This is a genomic window from Nocardia sp. GCM10030253, assembly GCF_042675075.1.
Classification (GTDB): Bacteria; Actinomycetota; Actinomycetes; order Mycobacteriales; family Mycobacteriaceae; genus Nocardia.
The window spans coordinates 514,702-533,689 of record NZ_JBHTDL010000012.1 but is presented as its reverse complement, the minus strand read 5'-3'; the positions used below and the strand labels follow the sequence as shown (position 1 = coordinate 533,689).

Annotated in this window: 17 protein-coding genes and 1 pseudogene; 11 read left to right on the top strand and 7 right to left on the bottom strand. The window is 66.8% G+C overall.

Going from position 1 to position 18,988, the window contains the following annotated elements; all coding sequences use genetic code 11:
* The first annotated feature begins 184 nt into the window (after window positions 1-184).
* From ACFQZZ_RS28805 to ACFQZZ_RS28780, 6 genes and pseudogenes are all read left to right on the top strand, one after another.
* The gene (locus tag ACFQZZ_RS28805; protein WP_378686957.1) at window positions 185-2,785 is read left to right on the top strand and encodes an IniB N-terminal domain-containing protein; all 2,601 of its coding nucleotides are present in this window, start codon (window positions 185-187) and stop codon (window positions 2,783-2,785) included.
* A gap of 17 nt (window positions 2,786-2,802) precedes the next feature.
* Entirely contained in the window at window positions 2,803-4,668 is a 1,866-nt protein-coding gene (locus ACFQZZ_RS28800) for a dynamin family protein (RefSeq protein WP_378686955.1), read from the top strand.
* 14 nt (window positions 4,669-4,682) lie between these two features.
* Window positions 4,683-6,215, top strand: a complete 1,533-nt coding sequence (locus ACFQZZ_RS28795; RefSeq protein ID WP_378687165.1) for a dynamin family protein — start codon at window positions 4,683-4,685, stop codon at window positions 6,213-6,215.
* A gap of 152 nt (window positions 6,216-6,367) precedes the next feature.
* Window positions 6,368-6,802: a hypothetical protein gene (locus ACFQZZ_RS28790; protein WP_378686953.1), complete on the top strand. Its 435-nt coding sequence runs from the start codon at window positions 6,368-6,370 to the stop codon at window positions 6,800-6,802.
* Between the two features lie 103 nt (window positions 6,803-6,905).
* Window positions 6,906-7,600, top strand: a pseudogene (locus ACFQZZ_RS28785) (endonuclease).
* A gap of 161 nt (window positions 7,601-7,761) precedes the next feature.
* The gene (locus ACFQZZ_RS28780) at window positions 7,762-8,295 is read left to right on the top strand and encodes an NUDIX domain-containing protein (RefSeq protein WP_378686952.1); all 534 of its coding nucleotides are present in this window, start codon (window positions 7,762-7,764) and stop codon (window positions 8,293-8,295) included.
* A gap of 102 nt (window positions 8,296-8,397) precedes the next feature.
* On the opposite strand, the gene ACFQZZ_RS28775 is transcribed toward ACFQZZ_RS28780, so the two are convergent.
* The 3 genes from ACFQZZ_RS28775 to ACFQZZ_RS28765 are packed head-to-tail and all read right to left on the bottom strand — an operon-like array spanning window position 8,398 to window position 9,372.
* A complete protein-coding gene (locus ACFQZZ_RS28775; protein WP_378686951.1) occupies window positions 8,398-8,583 on the bottom strand; it encodes a hypothetical protein in 186 nt (61 codons plus the stop codon).
* Between the two features lie 10 nt (window positions 8,584-8,593).
* Complete coding sequence (locus tag ACFQZZ_RS28770) at window positions 8,594-8,932, bottom strand: hypothetical protein (protein ID WP_378686949.1); 339 nt, start codon at window positions 8,930-8,932, stop codon at window positions 8,594-8,596.
* Window positions 8,929-9,372, bottom strand: a complete 444-nt coding sequence (locus ACFQZZ_RS28765; protein ID WP_378686947.1) for a winged helix-turn-helix transcriptional regulator — start codon at window positions 9,370-9,372, stop codon at window positions 8,929-8,931. Before ACFQZZ_RS28765 ends, ACFQZZ_RS28770 begins: the two co-directional genes overlap by 4 nt.
* Before the next feature lie 87 nt (window positions 9,373-9,459).
* Here ACFQZZ_RS28765 and ACFQZZ_RS28760 point away from each other — a divergent pair, with 87 nt between their 5' ends.
* Together ACFQZZ_RS28760 and ACFQZZ_RS28755 are read left to right on the top strand one after the other, a co-directional pair.
* A complete protein-coding gene (locus ACFQZZ_RS28760) occupies window positions 9,460-10,911 on the top strand; it encodes an MFS transporter (protein ID WP_378686945.1) in 1,452 nt (483 codons plus the stop codon).
* 13 nt (window positions 10,912-10,924) lie between these two features.
* Window positions 10,925-11,416, top strand: a complete 492-nt coding sequence (locus tag ACFQZZ_RS28755; protein ID WP_378686944.1) for a pyridoxamine 5'-phosphate oxidase family protein — start codon at window positions 10,925-10,927, stop codon at window positions 11,414-11,416.
* 69 nt (window positions 11,417-11,485) lie between these two features.
* On the opposite strand, the gene ACFQZZ_RS28750 is transcribed toward ACFQZZ_RS28755, so the two are convergent.
* The gene (locus ACFQZZ_RS28750) at window positions 11,486-11,779 is read right to left on the bottom strand and encodes a hypothetical protein (RefSeq protein ID WP_378686943.1); all 294 of its coding nucleotides are present in this window, start codon (window positions 11,777-11,779) and stop codon (window positions 11,486-11,488) included.
* A 2-nt stretch (window positions 11,780-11,781) separates the two neighbouring features.
* Entirely contained in the window at window positions 11,782-13,632 is a 1,851-nt protein-coding gene (locus tag ACFQZZ_RS28745; protein WP_378686942.1) for an MFS transporter, read from the bottom strand.
* 117 nt (window positions 13,633-13,749) lie between these two features.
* On the opposite strand from ACFQZZ_RS28745, the gene ACFQZZ_RS28740 reads away from it, so the two are divergent.
* The 3 genes from ACFQZZ_RS28740 (at window position 13,750) to ACFQZZ_RS28730 (ending at window position 16,508) form a co-directional block, all read left to right on the top strand.
* Window positions 13,750-14,238, top strand: coding sequence for a MarR family winged helix-turn-helix transcriptional regulator (locus ACFQZZ_RS28740; RefSeq protein WP_378686940.1), 489 nt, complete (start codon window positions 13,750-13,752; stop codon window positions 14,236-14,238).
* Window positions 14,239-14,898: 660 nt separating this feature from the next.
* On the top strand, window positions 14,899-15,531 hold the full coding sequence (locus ACFQZZ_RS28735) for a hypothetical protein (protein WP_378686939.1): 633 nt from the start codon (window positions 14,899-14,901) through the stop codon (window positions 15,529-15,531).
* Between the two features lie 338 nt (window positions 15,532-15,869).
* Window positions 15,870-16,508: a hypothetical protein gene (locus tag ACFQZZ_RS28730; protein WP_378686937.1), complete on the top strand. Its 639-nt coding sequence runs from the start codon at window positions 15,870-15,872 to the stop codon at window positions 16,506-16,508.
* 194 nt (window positions 16,509-16,702) lie between these two features.
* Here ACFQZZ_RS28730 and ACFQZZ_RS28725 read toward each other — a convergent pair whose 3' ends face one another.
* A complete protein-coding gene (locus ACFQZZ_RS28725) occupies window positions 16,703-18,364 on the bottom strand; it encodes an FAD-binding oxidoreductase (protein WP_378686935.1) in 1,662 nt (553 codons plus the stop codon).
* Between the two features lie 69 nt (window positions 18,365-18,433).
* Window positions 18,434-18,913 carry a MarR family winged helix-turn-helix transcriptional regulator gene (locus ACFQZZ_RS28720; RefSeq protein WP_378686933.1) on the bottom strand — a complete coding sequence of 160 codons (480 nt, stop codon included), beginning with the start codon at window positions 18,911-18,913 and terminating at the stop codon, window positions 18,434-18,436.
* Window positions 18,914-18,988: the final 75 nt, after the last annotated feature.

The window sequence follows — 18,988 nt, the reverse complement described above, 5'->3', positions numbered from 1 at the left end:
CCGCCGTTACTGACCGGGGGCAGGTTCGGGGAAATTCCCCTAATGGACTTCGGGCCCCTAACGGGCATCGGCGGTGCACAGTAGGGGTCCGCCCCGTTTCGAAGTAACGCGTTCGGTCCCTAGCGTGAAATGCATTCCAACGACCGCGGATCGCAAGGGTCCGCTCATCCAGGAGATGATTTCGATGACACCCAACGCGATTCTGGAGTTCATTCTCAACCTGCTGCGCCACCAGGACGCCGCGGTGGCCTACTGCGCCGATCCGGGACAGGCGCTGGTCGCGGCGGGCCTGCCCGATGTGACGCCCGAGGACATCGCCGCTGTCGCCCCGATGGTCGCCGAATCGGCGTTGATCACCGGCGGTTCGCAACTGTCGGCGATCGTGGCGGCCGGTTCGCAGGCCGCCGTGAACGCGGTCGCCGCTACAGCCGTCACCGTCGGAGCGGGCGCCGCCGCCGACGCAGGGCTGGACCTCGGCGCCGGTCTGAACAGCGATATCGACCTCGGCCTGCAGGCTGGAACCGGGCTCGACCTCGATCTGACCTCCGGCCTGAACACCGCGATCGGTGCGGGCCTGCAGGTCGGCGCGGACCTCGGCGCCGGAGTATCCGCAGGTCTCGAAGGCCTTGCGAATGCCGGGGCGGACCTGACCGCCGGTCTAGGCGGCGCACTGGACACCGATCTCGGTGCAGTAGTCGGTGCCGGTACGCAGGTTGTCGCGGACCTCGGCGCCGGTTTGTCCACCGGCCTGCAGGGCGTTGTCGACGCTGGAGCGGGCCTCGGCGGAAATGTCGCGACCGATCTCAGTGGTGTGCTCGGTGGGGGTGCGCAGGCAGTGACAGGTCTCGAAGCCGGTCTCGGGGGCACACTCGGTGCCGGTGCACAGGTGGGGGCGGACCTGGGTGCCGGAGTAACCACCGGCCTCAACGGTGTACTCGACGCGGGCGCCCAGTTGGGAACTGGTTTGGAGACGGGCCTGTCCACCGGGATCGGTGGAGTGGTCGGTGCTGGTGCAGAGGTGGGGGCGGATCTGGGTGCCGGTGTGACCGCTGGCCTCGATGGTGTTCTGGATGCGGGCACGAACCTGGGGACGAGTATTGGTGGTGCTGTCGGGGCTGGTGCTGATCTGGGGGCCGATGTATCTACCGGGTTGAACGGTGCGGTCGACGGTGCGCTGCAGGCTGTGACCGGTGTGGAGACGGGCCTGTCGACCGGGATCGGTGGTGTGGTCGGTGCTGGTGCAGAGGTGGGGACGGATCTGGGTGCCGGTGTGACCGCTGGCCTCGATGGTGTTCTGGATGCGGGCACGAACCTGGGGACGAGTATTGGTGGTGCTGTCGGGGCTGCTGCTGATCTGGGGGCCGATGTATCTACCGGGTTGAACGGTGCACTCAACGGCGGGGCGCAAGCCGTCACCGGTGTCGAGACGGCGGTGTCGACCGGTCTCGGTGGTGCTGTTGGTGCCGGTGCTGATCTGGGGGCCGACGTTTCCACCGGGCTGACTGGTGCGGTCGACGGCGGGCTGCAGGCTGTGACTGGTGTGGAGACGGGCCTGTCGACCGGTCTCGGTGGTGCTGTTGGTGCCGGTGCTGATCTGGGGGCCGACGTTTCCACCGGGCTGACCGGTGCGGTCGACGGCGGGCTGCAGGCCGTGACCGGTCTCGAGACCGGGCTCAATGCGGGTGGACAGGTCGGGAGTGGGTTCGAGTCCAGTCTCTCGGCGGGGCTGGGTGGCGCGCTCGGGGCCGGTGCCGATCTGGGTGGCGGGTTGTCCACCGGGTTGGGTGGTGCGGTGGATGCCGGGGCGCAGCTGGGCACGGGCCTGGAGACGGGTCTGACAACCGGAATCGGTGGTGTTCTCGATGCCGGTGGGCAAGCGACGGCCGGGCTTTCGACCGGTCTCGACGCTGGTGCGCAGGCCGGTGCTGATCTGGGTGCGGGGCTGTCTACCGGCCTGCAGGGTGCGGTGGACGCCGGAACGCAGGCGGGCGTGGGTCTGACGACTGGGCTCGGCGGTGCGGTGGACGCTGGTGCTCAGGCGGGCGCGGGTCTGACCGCCGGACTCGGCGGTGCGGTGGACGCGGGGGCGCAGGCTGGCGCGGGTCTGACCGCCGGGCTCGGCGGTGCTGTCGACGCTGGTGCTCAGGCGGGCTCGAGTCTGACCGCCGGACTCGGCGGTGCCGTCGACGCCGGTGCGCAGGCGACGACCGGGCTGGAAACAGGGCTCTCCACCGGGATCGGCGCGGCAGCCGATGCTGGTGCCGGTCTCGGTGGTGGGCTGTCCACGGGGCTGGGAAGTGCCGTGGATGCCGGGACGAACCTCGGCACCGGTCTCGAGACGGGGCTCGGTGGCGCCATCAATGGTGGGGTGCACACCGGAACCGGGCTGGAGACGGGACTCTCGACGGGGATCGGCACGGCCGCGGATCTCGGCGGCGGGTTGTCCACAGGTGTTGGTGGAACTGTGCACTCCGGGTTGGAAACGACTGCGGGAGTGGGCGGTTCGGTAGGCGCCGCGGCAAATGGAGCGGTGGACTCCGGGGCGCATGGTGGCGTGGATGTCGGCGGTAGCGCCGGGTCGGCGCTCTCCGGAGCTGGTTCGTCGACGGTCGGCTCGACCGCGAATACCTGGTCCTCGCTGGATGTTTCGAATGCGTTCGGCTCGGGCTTCGACAGTTCGATCGGTGCGCACGATGACACTGGACTGTTCTCCGATACTCATGCGGGTGCCGACCTTGCCGGAACCGGTGACGCGGATCTGCACGGCGATGCCTTCCTTGGCTGAAAGAGGTCGACGACGCGATGGCGACACCCGCACCACAAGCAACACCACCTGCGGTACCGCTGCTTTCGGTACTCGGTGAAACCATCGCCGCGGCGCGCGCCGCGGGTCGCAACGACTTGGTCGGTCGCCTGGAGGCGGCGACCGATCGGGTCCGCGATCCGCGGCGGCGCATCGTCATTGCCGGACAGCTCGATCAGGGCAAGAGCCGATTCGTCAACGCGCTGCTGAATCTCGATATCTGCCCGGTGGGTGACGATGCGACCACTACGGTGACGACGGTGCTGTCCCATGGGGCCGAACCGCGTGCCGAGCTGGTCGTTACCGGTCCCGGCGGTGGCCAGGAGGCACGAATTCCGGTGCCGATCAACGAGATCGGTGCGATCACCGCGCGCTCGCCGCTGGCCGAGGGGCGCCGGATTCTCCGGCTGGAGATTCAGGTGCCCAACCCACTGCTCGCCGACGGCATCGTGCTGGTGGACACCCCCGGTGTCGGCGGACACGGAAGCTCTTATGCGGCAAGCGTGCTCGGCATGGTGCCTGCCGCCGACGCGGTACTTGTGCTCTCGGACGCATCGACCGAGCTCACCGAGCCGGAACTTGCCTTCCTCCGGCAAGTGCGCGAACTGTGCCCGACGGTCGCGCTCCTGCTCACCAAAACCGACCTGTACCCGCATTGGCGGCAGGTGCACGATGCCGATCGAGGCCACCTGGAGCAGGCGCGGCTCGAGGTGCCGATGATCCCGGTCTCGTCGTTGCTGCGCAGCCATGCCCTGCGGTTGCAGGATCAGCAGCTCGGCATCGAATCCGGCTTCGGCCTGCTCTATCAATTCCTGCGTGATCAGGTGGTTGCGCGCGACCTGGCCGAGACTCGCCTGGCGGTGGCACGTGATATCCATTCGGCCGCAGAACATTTAGCGCTCGCGTTGGGCAGCGAACTGGTCGCGTTGCGCGATCCGGAGCAGGGCGCCGCGGCGGTGCGTGAATTGCGGTCGGCCCGCACGGCAGCCGAGGACCTGCACCGGCGCACCGCCGCGTGGCAGCAGACGCTCGCCGACGGAATCACCGATCTGGCGGGCGATGTCGACCACGATCTGCGGGATCGGTTGCGCGTCATCGCAAGAACCGGCGAGGAGTGGATCGACGGGCACGATCCGGGCAGGCACTGGGGCCGGATCGCCGAATGGCTCACGGGCACCATCGATACCGCCCTCGGTGACAATCTGTTGTGGACGCATGCCCGCGCGGTGCAACTCGCCGAGCAGGTTGCCGAACACTTCACCGAAATCGGCGCCGTCGATCTGCCCGACGTGCACCCCGGCCTCAATAACGACGAGAGCCGCACCGGATCCGGCACCCTCGCCGACCTGGAGCCCGACATCGGTTTCGGCAGCAAGATCCTTGTCGGGATGCGCGGCTCCTACGGCGGCGTGCTGATGGTCGGTCTCGCCAGCACCTTCGCCGGGCTCGCACTGCTCAACCCGATTTCCCTCGGCGCGGGTCTACTGGTCGGCGGCAAGGCCTTCCGTGACGACAAACAGGCCAGGATGGCGCGGCGGCGAAACGAGGCGAAGGTAGCCGTCCGGCGGTTCGTCGACGATGTCGCCTTCCAAGCGGGCAAGGAATCCAAGGATCGGCTGCACCGCATCCATCGGGCCTTGCGCGACCACTACACCGGCGTCGCCGAACGCAGCCTGCGCTCGATCGATGATTCGCTGCGGGCGGCGCAGGAGGCGGCGACGATGGAAACGACGCGGCGCGCCGAGCGGTGCACGGTGCTCGAACGGCAGCTGCGCGTGGTCGCCGAGCTGCGTCGTTATGCGGATGCCATGCAAACCGAGGACGCCGCGCCGTCGAAAGGGCATGTCGGTACGGTGGGCCGATGACAACCGATGCCCGGATGGCGCCCGGGATCGTCGCCGAGGCGCGTCAGCTGGTCGGCGCGGCAAGGCAGGCGTTCGCCGGTGAGCCGCGGCCGCGCGCGTTGCTCGCCGACTGCGCACGGCGACTGGATCAGCCGCTGCGCGTCGCGCTGGCGGGCTCGCTGAAAGCGGGCAAGTCGACGCTGCTCAATTCCCTTGTCGGACAGGATATCGCGCCGACCGACGCGACCGAGTGCACCAGGGTCGTCACCTGGTATCGGTACGGCACGACGCCGAGCGTGACGGCGTACGCGCCCGATGGCGCCCGGGCGAATGTGGTGGTGCGGCGTGGCGGCGGAACCCACGGACTCACCTTCGATCTGGACCGATTGACCTGGGACGCGCCCGCACCACGCGAGGTCGACCATCTCGAGGTGGAGTGGCCGTCGGCCGCGCTCGCGCACACGACCATCATCGATACGCCGGGCACCTCGTCGTTGTCGCGGGAAGTGTCGCAACGCACCGCGCGGCTGCTCACTCCGGAAGACGCCGGACTTGATGCCTCCGCAGCGAACATCGCCATTCCCGGGGCCGATGCCGTTGTGTATCTGCTGCGCAGGCTCGATGCCGCCGATGTTCGGTTTCTCGAGCAAGTAGGAGCCGGTGCGACATCAGGTGATTCGGGCTTGTCCGGCCCGCTCGGCGTAGTCGGTGTCGTCTCGCGGGCCGATGAGATCGGCGCAGGTCGGATCGATGCGCTGCATTCCGCGCGCGATGTCGCGGTGCGATTCGCCGGGGAGCTCGAGCGAACGGGATTGTGCCAGGCGGTGATTCCGGTCGCCGGGTTGCTCGCGTTCGCCGCTGCGACGTTGCGTCAGCAGGAGTTCGCCGCGTTCGAGGCCCTGGCGGGTGTTCCGGTCGACGAGCTGAGCGCCGCCCTGCTCTCGGCAGATCGCTTCGCACGCGCCGATATCGCGCTTCCGGTGCCGCCCGACCTGCGAGCCCAACTCGCCGAGCGTTTCGGCATGTTCGGAATCCGGATGGCTGTCACGCTGATTCGACTCGGCGTGCGTGATTCGGCCACGCTGGCAGCGGAACTGACCAGCCGCAGTGGAGTGGATGAACTGCGCTCGGTGCTGGACGTCCAATTCGCCCAGCGTGCCGACCAACTCAAGGCGCATTCCGCCCTGACCGTCTTGGCTCGCGTACTCACCGCCTACCCGAGCACCGTCGCCGACCAGCTGCTGCCCCGAGTGCGCACCCTGCTCGCCGACGTGCACGGCTTCGCCGAACTGCGTCTCCTCGGCCGCTTGCGCACCGACGAATTAACGCTACCCGCAGACGATCTCGCCGAACTCCACCGCCTGATCGGCGGCTCCGGCGTCGCACCGCACCTGCGCCTCGGCCTCCCGATCGACACAGCACCGGATCAGCAGCGCGCGCACGCAGTCGCGGCCGTCCGCAAATGGCGCGCCCGAGCCAAGCATCCGCTCGCCGATCAGCTGACCATCACGGCTTGCCTCACCGCAGCACGCAGCGCCGAGGGCATTCTCGGGCCGCTGCCAGGCTGAACGCAGAACCCGCTGCGGGGCTGAGTTCAGCCCGCCGCGTCGCAGCAGGTCACCCGGTGGGTGATCGGGCTCACATCGCCTGCGGTCACAGCCGACGCGAATCCGGTGTCGAAACAGGGTGAAGGCAAGACAACCGGAAGGAAGCAGTCATCATGGCTACCGTCATCACACTGAACCCGCAGGTCCTCGGCCAGGCCGAGAACGCGCACCGCGCGCTGCTCGACCAGATCCTGCAGAGCCCGGGCATGACCTACCACCAGTGGGTCGGCCTCACCGTCGCCGCGACGGCCGGCGACCAGGTTCCGCTCGAGCAACTCATCGGTCGATTGACCGGCGCTTTGAAGACCGACGCCGACACGGTCCGAACCGCTCTCACCGAGCTGGCCGCTGATGGCCTGATCGAACAGGACCGCGCGAGCGTCCGTGTCACCGCTCTCGGGCGCACCCGCTTCGGCGGTGTTCGCTCGGATATCGAGGGCGCGATGAAGCAGGCCTACGCCGACATCCCGGCCGCGGACCTGGACACCGCGGGCCGGGTGTTAGCCCAGGTCACCGCCCAAATGAACGCGGTGCTCACGCCCGCGTGACGGACCACGGGATGTGACGGGCGCGGAGTCGATGCCCTCGCCCGTCATGGTGTGCGGTCCCCGTTCCCGGGTACGCGGTCGGTACCGAACGAGGGAGTGCGTGATGAGCCAACAGGACGTCGTGAATGCGTTGCTGGACCGAGTGGGCACCGGCTACGCCAAGGAGGCCGGCATCGCACTGGCCGACGAACCCGCCCCGCTTGGCTACGCCAAGGAGGCCGGCATCGCACTGGCCGACGAACCCGCCCCGCTGTTCCAGCTGCTCATGCTCGCCGAGCTGCTCAGTACCCGCATCTCCGCCGATACCGCGGTCGCCGCCGCCAACGAACTGATAAGCACGGGTATCGCACGCCGCAGCGCATCGCCGACGCGGATTGGCAGGAGCTCGTCGACGCATTCGGTCGGGCCAACTACAAACGCTACGACGAAAGCGCCGCGTCTCGCCTCGGTGCGAATGCCTGCCGAGTTCTCGACAAATACGACGGTGACCTGCGTAACTTGGCCGAGGAAGCGAATCAGGACCCGAAATGCGTGGCACGGCTGCTGCAACATTTCCAGGGCATCGGACCCATCGGCAGCGACATCTTCCTGCGCGAAGTCCAAGACGTATGGATTTGGGTGCGACCGCATTTCGACGAACGCGCCCGCCGCGGCGCCGAACGCATCCAACTCCCCGCCGACCCGGGCAGCCTGGCCGCCCTGGCTCCCGAGAACCACACCGCGGCACTAGCCGCGGCCTTGGTCCGGGTGGCTCTGGATGACGAGATCGCCGAACAGATCCGCACCGAAGCGCGCTGACGACGCGATGGGGCTTTTCGGCCACCGCGGCGGATCCGTGGCCCTGTACGACGAGGTGGCGGCGGTGTAGAAGTGGAAGGGTCGTGCCCACCGTCCCGAGCAGTGGTGCCGCGCGCACGGATGTGCTGCTTTCCTGGCCCGCAACCGAAGGTCGTGAGTCGATGACCGACAGTGTCGAGGAATCATTCGCCGAGGTGCGGCTGGCCGCGGGCGGGCTGTTCGTGCGCGGCGAGGAAGTGCTGCTCGTGCACACCACTTACGACGGCGGCTGGGAGATCCCCGGCGGCTATGTCGAGTCCGGCGAATCGCCCGCGGCCGCCTGCCGCCGTGAAATTCGTGAAGAACTCGGCATCGATCGCCATCCACAGCGACTCCTGGTGCACGACTGGGCGCCGAGTACCGACGACGGCGACAAGATTCTCTACATATTCGACTGCGGCGCCCTCGGCGACGAGAAAGCTATCGAGCTGCAGACGAGCGAGCTCGACCGCTGGCAGTGGGTTCGCGTCGACACCCTCGACGACTTCGTGATCCCGAGACTCGCCCGCCGTCTGTGGCACGCATTCCGTGCCCGCTTGGAGGGCCATCCCCTCTACCTCGAACACGGCCGAACCGTGCTGGCGCACCCAGGCACCGACGTTGCGCTCCCGTCCTGGCTCGACCGTCAGGCCGACCGCGACCGTCACCTCGGCTGATACTGCAACGGCACTTGTCTGTCGCCCGAGCATCGCGAGGGTGACGCCCGGAGTCCCCAACATCCGCCTCGCGGGCCGGTGTTGGGGACTCCGATGGACTCATCAGCCGCCTGTGGCCATGACCTCGTTGTGGTTCTTGGATATGGCGGCTTGGGCGACGGCGAGTCCGGGACCGAGCGCCACGATGGTTGCGGTCGAAGCGACGGTCGCGATGCGGCCGACGATTCGTCGCCGCGGTTCGTCGGGGTCATCCCGGGTCTTGGTGCTGTTGCTGACGGTCTTGCTCATCTCGACTCCTTCAATCGGGGATGGTGCATACTCCCCCCACACCATTCCCAGAGCCATCCGCACAGACCACAAATCTTGGGGCTTGAAATAGACCTCCTGCGGTCGTGAATTCCCATCCCTGGGGTGGGTCGACAAGCAGCCGTCCGATGGCCGCTGGAATCCCGCGCAGCGGTTTATCCACATCCTCGATGGCCGACAGCGTGGTGACCTCGCGCGCATCCAGCATGGTGACGGCTTCGTCGTCGGCAATCACGCCGCGGGCGGTGAACCCGAGTGATCGAAGCTGTTCGGTAGCAGTGTCCACGGTGCGTCGGCTGCGGCCGATGATCAGGATGTCGAGGCCGGTCACACGGTTTGCAGGGCTTCCTCTTCGGCGCTGCGGCGGTCGTAAGCGTCACGGGCGGAGGCGATTTCGTTCTGGTGTCCCTCCGTCCAGACGACCAGGGCTTTGATGGTGGCGTGCAGGCTGACGCCCAACGGGGTCAGGGCGTAGTCCACCCGTGGCGGGACCGTCGGATAGACCGTCCGCTCGACAAGTCCGTCGCGTTCCAGATGTCGCAGCGTGCGGGTGAGCATGCGCTGGCTGACGCCGTCGATCTTGCGCTTCAGTTCGGTGAATCGCAGGCTGCGCTGGTCGAGCAGGGCGATCACCAGCAGCGACCATTTGTCGGCAACGCGGTCCAGGATCTGCCTGACCTCGCAGTCGACGCGGGTGTCCCACTGGAGAACGTCGTAGTCCTCCTCGGTATCCCCGCAGTAACCGGGTGACTTCAAAGTGCCGTCTTCCATGGTTACCGATTCTGCCGAAGACTCATGGTCGGTATCAAGAGGGAACCGACCTAACTATCGGTAACCGTGTCTGTTGGGAGTCGTTCGATGTTGGAATCGAGACCCGCCGAGGTCTTCACCGAGATGTCCGGCCGCGCCTGGGCGGTGCTCGCGGTGCTGTGCGGCGCGATCTTCCTGGAGGGCATCGACGTGGCGATGCTCAACGTGGCTTTGCCGTCCATCCGGTCCGATCTCGGCCTGTCCACCGGGATGCTGAGCGGTGTCGTCTCCGCCTACGTCCTCGGCTACGGCGGGTTCATGCTGCTGGGTGGCCGCGCCGCCGACCTGCTCGGACGTCGGCGCATGTTCCTGCTCTGGCTGACGGTGTTCCTGCTGTTCTCCGGACTCGGCGGCTTTGCCACCGAGGGGTGGATGCTGCTGACGGCGCGGTTCGTGACCGGTGTGGCCGCCGCGTTCATGGCGCCTGCCGGTCTGTCGCTGATCACCACCAACTTCGCCGAGGGTCCGGCACGGAACAAGGCACTGCTGGTGTACGCGGGTATCGCGGCGGGCGGCTTTTCGCTCGGCATGGTCGTCGGCGGGCTGCTCACCGCGCTCGGCTGGCGCTGGGTGTTCTTCGCCCCGGTCGTCCTTTCCGCGCTGATCCTCGCGGCGGCGATCCCACTGGTGCGGGATTCCGGTGTGCCCGAGCGTGTCCGGGGCGGGTTCGATCTGCTTGGTGCGTTCAGCGTCACCGGGTCGATGCTGGTGCTCGTCTACGGTGTGGTCCGGCTGGAGCATCCCGGTGATGGCCCGGCACTGACCGCCGCGGTGTTCGCGGCGGGCCTACTGTTGCTCGCCCTGTTCGTGGTCAATGAGCGTCGCACCGCGAACCCGTTGGTCCGACTCGGCATCCTGCGGTCGGGAGCGCTGGTGCGCACCAATGTGGTCGCGTTGCTGTTCGTCGGCTCCTTCGCGGGCTTCCAGTTCCTTGCCACGCTGTACTTCCAGGAACTGCGCGGCTGGTCGACGGTGCAGACCGGCCTCGCCATGGCGGTGATCGGCGTCGACGCGGTGCTCGCACCGCTGCTGACGCCACGACTGGTGGACCGATTCGGCAATGCCCGAGTGGTTTTCGGCGGTGTCGTGCTCGCGGCGATTGCCTACGCCCTGTTCCTGCCGACCGACCTGGACCGGGCGTACGCGGCCATGTTCCCGGTAATGCTGCTGCTCGGCGTGGCCTTCGCCCTCGTCTACGGTCCGCTCACCATCGCGGGCACCGATGGCATCGCGGAAGAGGACCAGGGCCTGGCGAGTGGACTGCTGTACACCGCATTCCAGTTCGGTTTCGCGCTCGGCATCTCGGCGGTGACTGCGGTGAACGTCGCGGCTGTAGCTGCGGGTCACTCCGGGATCGACGCCGTGCGAACGGCATTGGTCGTGCCGGTGGTCGCCGCGGCTATTGCCGCGCTGGTCGCGGCATTCGGTCTGCGCCGTAGCGACCGACCCGCCGAGGATCGCGCATCCCATTCCACACCGACCCAACTCGCACAGGTCTGACAGGAGATTCGAAATGACCACCTCAGTACAGTCTTTCCACGATATCCGCGACGAGTTCGACGCCTACATCGGCGACATCGTCTACTCCACGATGGTCACCGTCGACGGCAAAGGCCGCCCGCGGTCCAGGGTCCTGATCCCGGTGTGGGAGATCGTCGACGGGAATCCCGTCGGCTGGCTGGCCACCTACCGGACGCCGGTCAAGGAGGCACACCTGGCCGCCAACCCGCACACGACGTTCTCGTACTGGACCAGGAAGCAGAATCAAGTGCACGCGGACGCGCTCGCCGACTGGGTGCCGCTCGACGACCTCCACACCAGGCAGCACGTCTGGGATCTGTACGAGCAGACCAGCCCGAAAGGTGCGGGCTACCCGCTCGGCAACTTCTGGAAAGGCATCGACGACCCGAAGCTGCACATCCTTCGGCTGTCGCCGTGGCGGATTCAGGTCATCCGCGGTCGCGACCTGCGCAGCAAGATGTGGAAGGCCGCAGCCGAAAGCTGATGGGCGGCACACGCAATGCCCGGCGTCTCCCTGTCGATCAGGTATGACGTCGGGCAGTTGCGCGTTTCGTCACCTATGCAGTGACGGAATCACCACCTCTTCGAGGTAACTCTCGATGCCTCGCCCGTTCCGCTCGGCCTCGTGCACGGTGACGCCGTGCGCTTGCGCCTGCTTCTTCAGCTGTTCTCGCGAATCGGGCTCCACCCCACCGCCGATGATCAGATGAGTGATCTCGCCAGTGTCGAGTTCGGCAAGGGCATCGTCATCGGCGGTTGTCCCCACTGCGACGTACCCGTGCGACTGCAATATCGCGACCGCCGTGTTTACCACTTCCAGTCCACGTCCGATGGCCAGTACTTTCATCGTCAGACTCCTGCCGGTGTGAGATCCGTTGGTTCCGTGTCGAGTTCATGAGTTTCTAGTCGAGCGTCCTTGGGCAACGCGAGGAAACCGAGGCACATCAGGGCCAGGATCGCGATGCCGTACCAGAGCGTGTAGTCGAAGGTATTCGCGAAGTTCACCGCATTGGCCTCTTCCCCGGCGCGGGTAAGCACCTGTGCCACACCGTAATCGCCGGAACCGGTCCGGCAGGTCTCGGGGACCACGGTCGGATCGACCTCTGCCGACCGGTCTCGCACGCAGGCAAGGAAATTCGCCAGGATCTCATCCTGTGCCGCGTTCGGCAGCCCCATCGTGCTGAGCTCGGCACGCACCTGTGGAGCGACCGTCTCGACGCCGCGCGCCGAATCATGGTCCAACTGACCGAAGAACACGACACCGACCAGCGCGACACCGAGCGCGGTGCCGAGCTGCTGTCCGGTATTGAGCAGCCCCGATGCCGAACCCGCCTCGCGCGGCGGTACCTGGCCGAGTAGCAGGTCGATGGTGGGTGCGACCACCATCCCGAATCCGATACCGGTGATGAGCAGCGGAATCACCATCTGCCACGAGGAAATCGACGCACCGTAGTGCGCGCCCATCCACCCGTAGAGCCCGAACCCGCCCGCATTGATCAGACCGCCCGCGATAAGCACTCGACGACCGAACCGCGGGGCCAGCACCCCCACCGAGACGCCCGCACCGATGCCAGCGCCGACCGCGAAGAACACCGCGGTCAGCCCCGCCCGCATCGGCGACCAGCCGAGGCCTGCCTGCATGAACAGGGTCCACACCAGGAAGAACCCGCCGAGCCCGATCCAGAACAGCAGCCAGCTCGCGAGGCCGATGGCGAACGGACGCGACCGGAACAGATCGAGATCGATCAGCGGCGATCCGACGGTCCGCGCCCGTCGCCGCTCATAGGCGACGAACAGTCCCACGGTCACCGCTGCGGCACCCATCATGAGGAAAGTCCAAGCAGGCCAACCTAACCGGCGACCCTCGGCGAGCGGATAGATGAGCAGCAGTACCGCAGAGATGGCGAGCGTCATCCCGATCAGATCCAGCCGCGGCGGCGCTGTGTTGTTTCGGGCGTTCGGTGAGCCATCGCCGGTGGTGTTGTTTCGAGCGTTCGGCAACCCATCGCCAGCGTTGTTTTGGGCGACCGACGAGCCATCGCTAGCTGTGTTGTTTCGGGCGACCGCGAATCCATCGCCAGCGTCCGAGCGGGAATCCCGCATGACAACCGTCGCCGCAACCAATGCGGCGATGCCGACCGGAATATTGACCAGGAAGATCGGTCGCCAGGCCAGATCGAAGAGGTCCCACTGCACCAGCAGCCCGCCGAGCGAGAGGCCGACCGCGGAGGCGGATCCGCCGACGCCGCTGTACACCGCGATCGCCTTGGCACGTTCGTGTTTCGGGAAGGTGGCTCGGATTATCGCGAGGATCTGCGGCACCATGAGCCCGGCCATCGCGCCCTGCACGAACCGCGAGGTGATGAGCATGGTCGGGTCCGAGCTGAGCCCGCAGGCGGCCGAGGCAAGCGTGAATCCGGCCATGCCGATCAGGAAGATCCGCTTGCGGCCGTAGATGTCGCCGAGGCGTCCGCCGGTGATGAGCACGGCGGCGAAGGCCAGGACATAGGCCGCGATGATCCATTCGATCTGCGAGTACTGCGCCCCGAGATCGGCCTGGATGCTCGGCACGGCGACATTGACGATGGTGACGTCGAGTAGGTCCATGAACCCCGCGGCCAGCACGACAGCGAAGGCGATCCAGCGGCGTGGGTCGAGGGTGGGTGGGGCGTCGGCGTTGGGGGGGATGTCGGTGTCCACGGGAAGCTCTCTTCGAATCGGTGCGGATGTGGCGACCTCTCAAACTATGCACTTGAAGTGATTATCAATCAAGATGGCAATCAATTCTCGTGCGTTAATTTCCGTTATGCTTGGTGGGTGACCGCCGCCGACCCGCCTCTCGTGCCGCTCTACGAGCACCCCGCCTTCCTGCTCGGACAGCTCGGATTCCATGTCACCAACCGCTTCACCGAACTCCTCGCCCCGCTCGGCATCAGCCCGCGCCACTTCGGCATGCTGCGCATGCTCGGCGCGAACGACGGCCAGTCACAGCAGCAGCTGTGCGAAGTACTGCGCATCCATCGCAACGTGATGGTCGGCCTAGTCGACGAGTTGGAGAAGCGTGGACTCGTCGAGCGGCGCAAGCACCCGACGGACCGCCGGGCTCACGCGGTGTATCTACAACCCGCCGGGCACAAGGCGATCGCCGAGGCCGAAGAGATCGTCGCCGGATTGGACGCCGAAATTCTGCGCTCGCTAGACCCTGCCCAGCGCGCGACGCTGACCGAACTGCTACAGCAAACGTCGGTCGCGAACGGCCTCCAGCCGGGCGTCCACCCCGGTCTAAGACCAGCGCACCGGGACTGACTGGGCTCTTCAAGCAGGTGTCGGTGGTGAATGTCTGCAGTCGGGCGTCTACCTCGGCCTCGGGCCAGCACCCCGCGACTGGCCGAGCTCCTCCAGCAGGCGTCGGTGGTGAACGGCCTCCTACCGGGGCGTCCCACCCCGGTCTAAGACCAGCACGCCGGGACTGACTGATCGGCCGCCCCAGCCCAGATGCGTAGCTCACACCCCGCGTTCGAACCTGACACTCGGTATACCGGGTGGGCGGTTCGAAGGCGGGGTGGTCGGAACTTATCCACAGCGGGAGGTTGTCCACAGTTGGGGGATGGGGGATGGTTTGGAGGCGGTGGGGAGCGAGAGGATCGGGGAGTGGGCAATCCTGTACCGGTCTCTCGGCGAGACGCTCTTGCTGCCGGGTTCACCGACTATGAGCTGAGCGGGAGCGCTTGGCGGCGGGTTCGCCGGGGGCACTATGTGGGGGCTGACTGCACCGCGGGGCTCACCGCGACGGGGCGTCACCTTGTGGCAGTCCGCGCCGCGGCCGCGTCCGTCAGCCCCGATGCATGCGTCTCGCATGTGTCGGCGGCGGTTGCACATTCGCTACCTGTCTGGTCAATTCCGTTGGCGCGGGTACACATAACCCGCAACCGCAGTTCTGGTGGGCGCACGCGCCGCCAGTCGGTGGTGCACACCGGCACGATCGCGTCGGACGAGCAGATCGAGCTGAACGGACTGCACGTGACCTCTGCGGCTCGGACCATCGTGGACCTCGCCCGCACGGTGCCGTTCGAGCAGGCGATCGTGGTAGGCGACGCAGCGCTGCGGATGAGTACGACCACCCGCGACGAGCTGGCCGAACAGCTGGACCGGGCGCGCCACCGATCCGGCAGACCTGCCGCGCAGCGCGTGGTCGACTTCCTCGACGGCCGTTCGGAGAGCGTTGGAGAATCGCGAAGCCGCGTCGCACTGCGACAGTCGGACCTGCCAGCACCCGAACTTCAGGCACGCATCATCGGACTTGACGCAACCACGATGGCCCGAGTCGACTTCCTCTGGCCCGAACTCGGAGTCATCGGCGAGTTCGATGGAATGGTGAAGTACCACAAGGAAATGCGGGGTGACCGCCTCCCGGAACAGGTCGTGATCGAGGAGAAAGCCAGAGAGGATGCCCTGCGCGCCCTCGGCTGGATCGTCGTCCGATGGACCTGGCAAGACCTCGAACACCCCAGCCCCTTCCGTGCCCGCCTCGCCGCCGCAGCCGACATCGCCCGCCACACAGCCCGCCTCGGCACATGGCGCTCCGCCCCCCACATCTGACACCGCCCCGCATTCGAACACCGCGCATACCTCGCCCATTCCGCCGCGTGGTGTCTGCCCTCCAGCGGATACCCGAGGGCTGACCCCTGCTCGACAGGAGTGTTTCTCGAACTCTCTGCGCCCGTTCGGCTCGCCAACACAGACTGGCCACGGGTGATTTCGCGCCCGCACTCGAGCTCGTCGAACGACCGGCCGGGGAATCGCCCCTCGTCGAGAAGGCTGCCTGAAATCCGGGACTGGCTGATGCGTCGTGTCCGATTTTGTCTCATGGTTAAGTGAGCGGATAACCCCAATGTCGGTACCTCGGGACGGTGCCGACCGAGCCGAGGTGTCGGACGATGCTCCACGACGAAACACCGGAACCAGACGGCGAAACACCAGAACCTGTCGAGTTCGAAGAGTGGTATGCGGTGTCCACCGGAGATCAGGTTGCGTTGCTGGAAGCGTTCGGCATGGTCGACGCGAGGCCGGTGACAATGCGCCGCGGTTTAGAACTGCTGGACGCCTGGTCGAGCGCTGGAGTCGCACTGACATACTTCAGCCCTGAGTTGGATGGCTGGACACTGGTTTTCGGATACCACCTGCCGGGCATCGACACGTCGTGGGAACCGCTGCAGACGTTCCTGCGCGACCTCAGCTGTCGGTTCGGCACCGCCTGTTGGTATGCGTCCGATTACGGGGTCGCTGGCTGGGCGCTAGCCGAAAATGGTGAGTTGACAAGGCTTTACGCACAAGGAGACCTCGGCCGCGACGAGATCGGCCCGCCGCATCGTGCCGAAGGCGACAGCTGGCCGTTCGCGCCATCGCCGGAGGAGCTCGAGAACTGGCCGATGTGCGACCCTGCGACGGTCGCCGAACGCACCTCGCTGAACCCGAAGACGCTCGGCTCGCACATCAGAGTGCGCGGCAACGCGGTCGTTGCCGTCACCGAGCAGGAGCGTGTACGGGGCTTGCCGACCGACATGTTGCCCGGCTGACCGAGTCGCAATGGTGTGAGGAGGCCCCCGAAACCTCCGATCCACAGGCCTCGACAATATATCGATGGACCGAACACCCGTTGTCGCTACTGCGCACTCGATGTATTGGGTGTCGGGTTAACGGACGGGGTGTGGGGTCGCCCGATAAACCCTTGGGGGGCAGTGGAACTGGGTTGTCGTTGTGTCGGTGAGTGTCAGATCAGGACGCCGGGGTTGAGGATGCCTGCGGGGTCCAGTGCGGATTTGGCCGCTCGCAGCGCATTCGCGAACGGGTCCGGACGCTGCCGGTCATACCAGGGCCGGTGGTCGCGGCCGACCGCGTGGTGATGGGTGATGGTGCCACCTGCGGCGGAAAGTGCCTCGGAGACAGCGGCTTTGATGTCGTCCCATTGGGCGAGTGTGCTGCCCCAGCGGCCCGTGGCGTAGATGCCGAAATAGGGTGCGGGACCGTCCGGGTACACATGGGTGAAGCGGCAGGTCACCACGCCGGTCGCGCCGACCGATCGGATGGCCTCGTTGGCCGCAGCGGTCACCGTTGCCTTCAGGTTGTCGAATTTGTCCCAGGTGCAGGCGGTTTCGAAAGTTTCCGTGATCATCGACTGGGCTGCGAGCGCGTCGCGCTGGTAGGGCATCCGCAGGAACGAGGAGCGCCAAGTGTCGGCCGCGCCCGCCCCGTCCTGATGCCCCGTCGACTCGGTGTAGCGCGCGGGCTCGGGAAGCGTGCCGCCGTGGTCGGCAACCAACTCCAGCGCGCGTTCCATCCAGGTGTGCGTTGGGTGGTCGGCGGATTCGAAGCCGAGCACGAGCACCCCGCCACTTGTCGCGGCGCCCGCGTTGAGGAAGGCCTCGGCCGGATCGAGCAGTCGGCAGTTGGTCGGGTACAAGCCGGACTGAGCGATAGCGCGCGTTGCGGCAACAGCCTTGTCGTAGTCGTCGAAATGTGCGGATGCCGTTGCCCGCCAACGTGGTCGATCCTGCAGCCGCATCCACGCTTCGGTGATGATGCCGAGCGTGCCCTCGGATCCGAGGAACATTCGGTCCGGCGAGGGGCCCGCGCCCGAGCCGGGCAGGCGACGCGACTCGCTGACCCCGGTCGGCGTCACCACCCGCATCGACTCGACGAGGTCATCAATATGGGTGTACAGCGTCGCGAAATGCCCACCGGCCCTGGTGGCCAGCCAGCCGCCGAGCGTCGAGAACTCGAAGGACTGCGGAAAGTGGCGCAGGCTCAGGTCTGCGCCGCGCAGTTGATCTTCCAGCGCAGGTCCGAATACCCCGGCCTGGATTCGCGCGGCGCGGCTGGTGCGATCGATCTCCAGGACTCGGTCGAGTGCGCCGAGGTCGAGGCTGATCGCACCGGCGAAGCCGTCGCCCACACCATGGGGATCGCCATTCGCCCCGACGGAGTCGCCATGTCTGCCGACCGCGTTGCCGATTCTGGGCTCGACCCCGCCGACCACGGAAGTGCCGCCGCCGAAGGGGATTACCGCGACATTCGCCCGCGCCGCCCAGTCGAGCACATCGACGATGTCGGCCTCATTGCGTGGCCGAACCACGAGATCGGGTGGGTTCTGCACATCGCCCAAGAGATTGCGTACTACATCACGGAACGCCTGCCCGTGCGCGTGTGCCGCGCGGTCGGCCGGTTCCGTCGAGACGAGCTCGGTGAGCGAATCGGGCATCGCGACACGGGGTTCGGGAAGCCCGAGCGATTCGACCGTGGGCGGCTCGTGCGCGGTGAGATCCGCGCCGGGCAGTATGGCCGCGACCCGCGCTGTCAGCGCTTCCCGCTCCGCGCCGGTGACCGCATCCTCGACGTTGCCCCAACCCCACCACGACCGCGTCTTCGTCGACACATGCACTCCTCTCGGCGACCGAAAGCTACCACGGGGGATTCGCCCCGGCGCTGGGATTTCAGGCCGCTGTCACGACTCCGGCGGCGTGAGCTCGACGCTCATCGTCGCGCGCAGCGCGGCCAGGAAAGTATCGAACTGCCGGAGGAGTTCGGGCGGGTATTCGGCCAGGATGTCGTCCTGCCTGGAGTTCACGGGGCGGAAGAAGTCGTCGGCTTGCTGCTTGGCCTGTCGGGTGCAGCGCAGCGTGACAATCCTCCGGTCGGTGTGCTCGCGGCTGCGGACGACGTAGCCGGCCTGTTCGAGGCGATTCAGCAATGCGGTCATCGCCCCCGAGGACAGGGCGATGCGCTTGCCGAGCAGTGCCGGTGACAGGGGCGCGCCCGTCTCCTCGGCGGCGGCGATTTCCATGAGGGCGAAGGCGTCGGTGGAGTGCACGCCGAGGACTTCGGCGAAGCGGCGGCCCAATTCGGTGAAGCTCGCGCCGTAGGCCATCAGCCCTTTCGCGAGTTGTTGCCGTTGCGACGCAATGTCGCCGGACGCCTGCCCCATTCGCCTACCTCCGTTTCCCGCCGGTCCTGGATTGACAACCTACCCTCGTCAAAAGTAACTTCACCATAAAGTTAC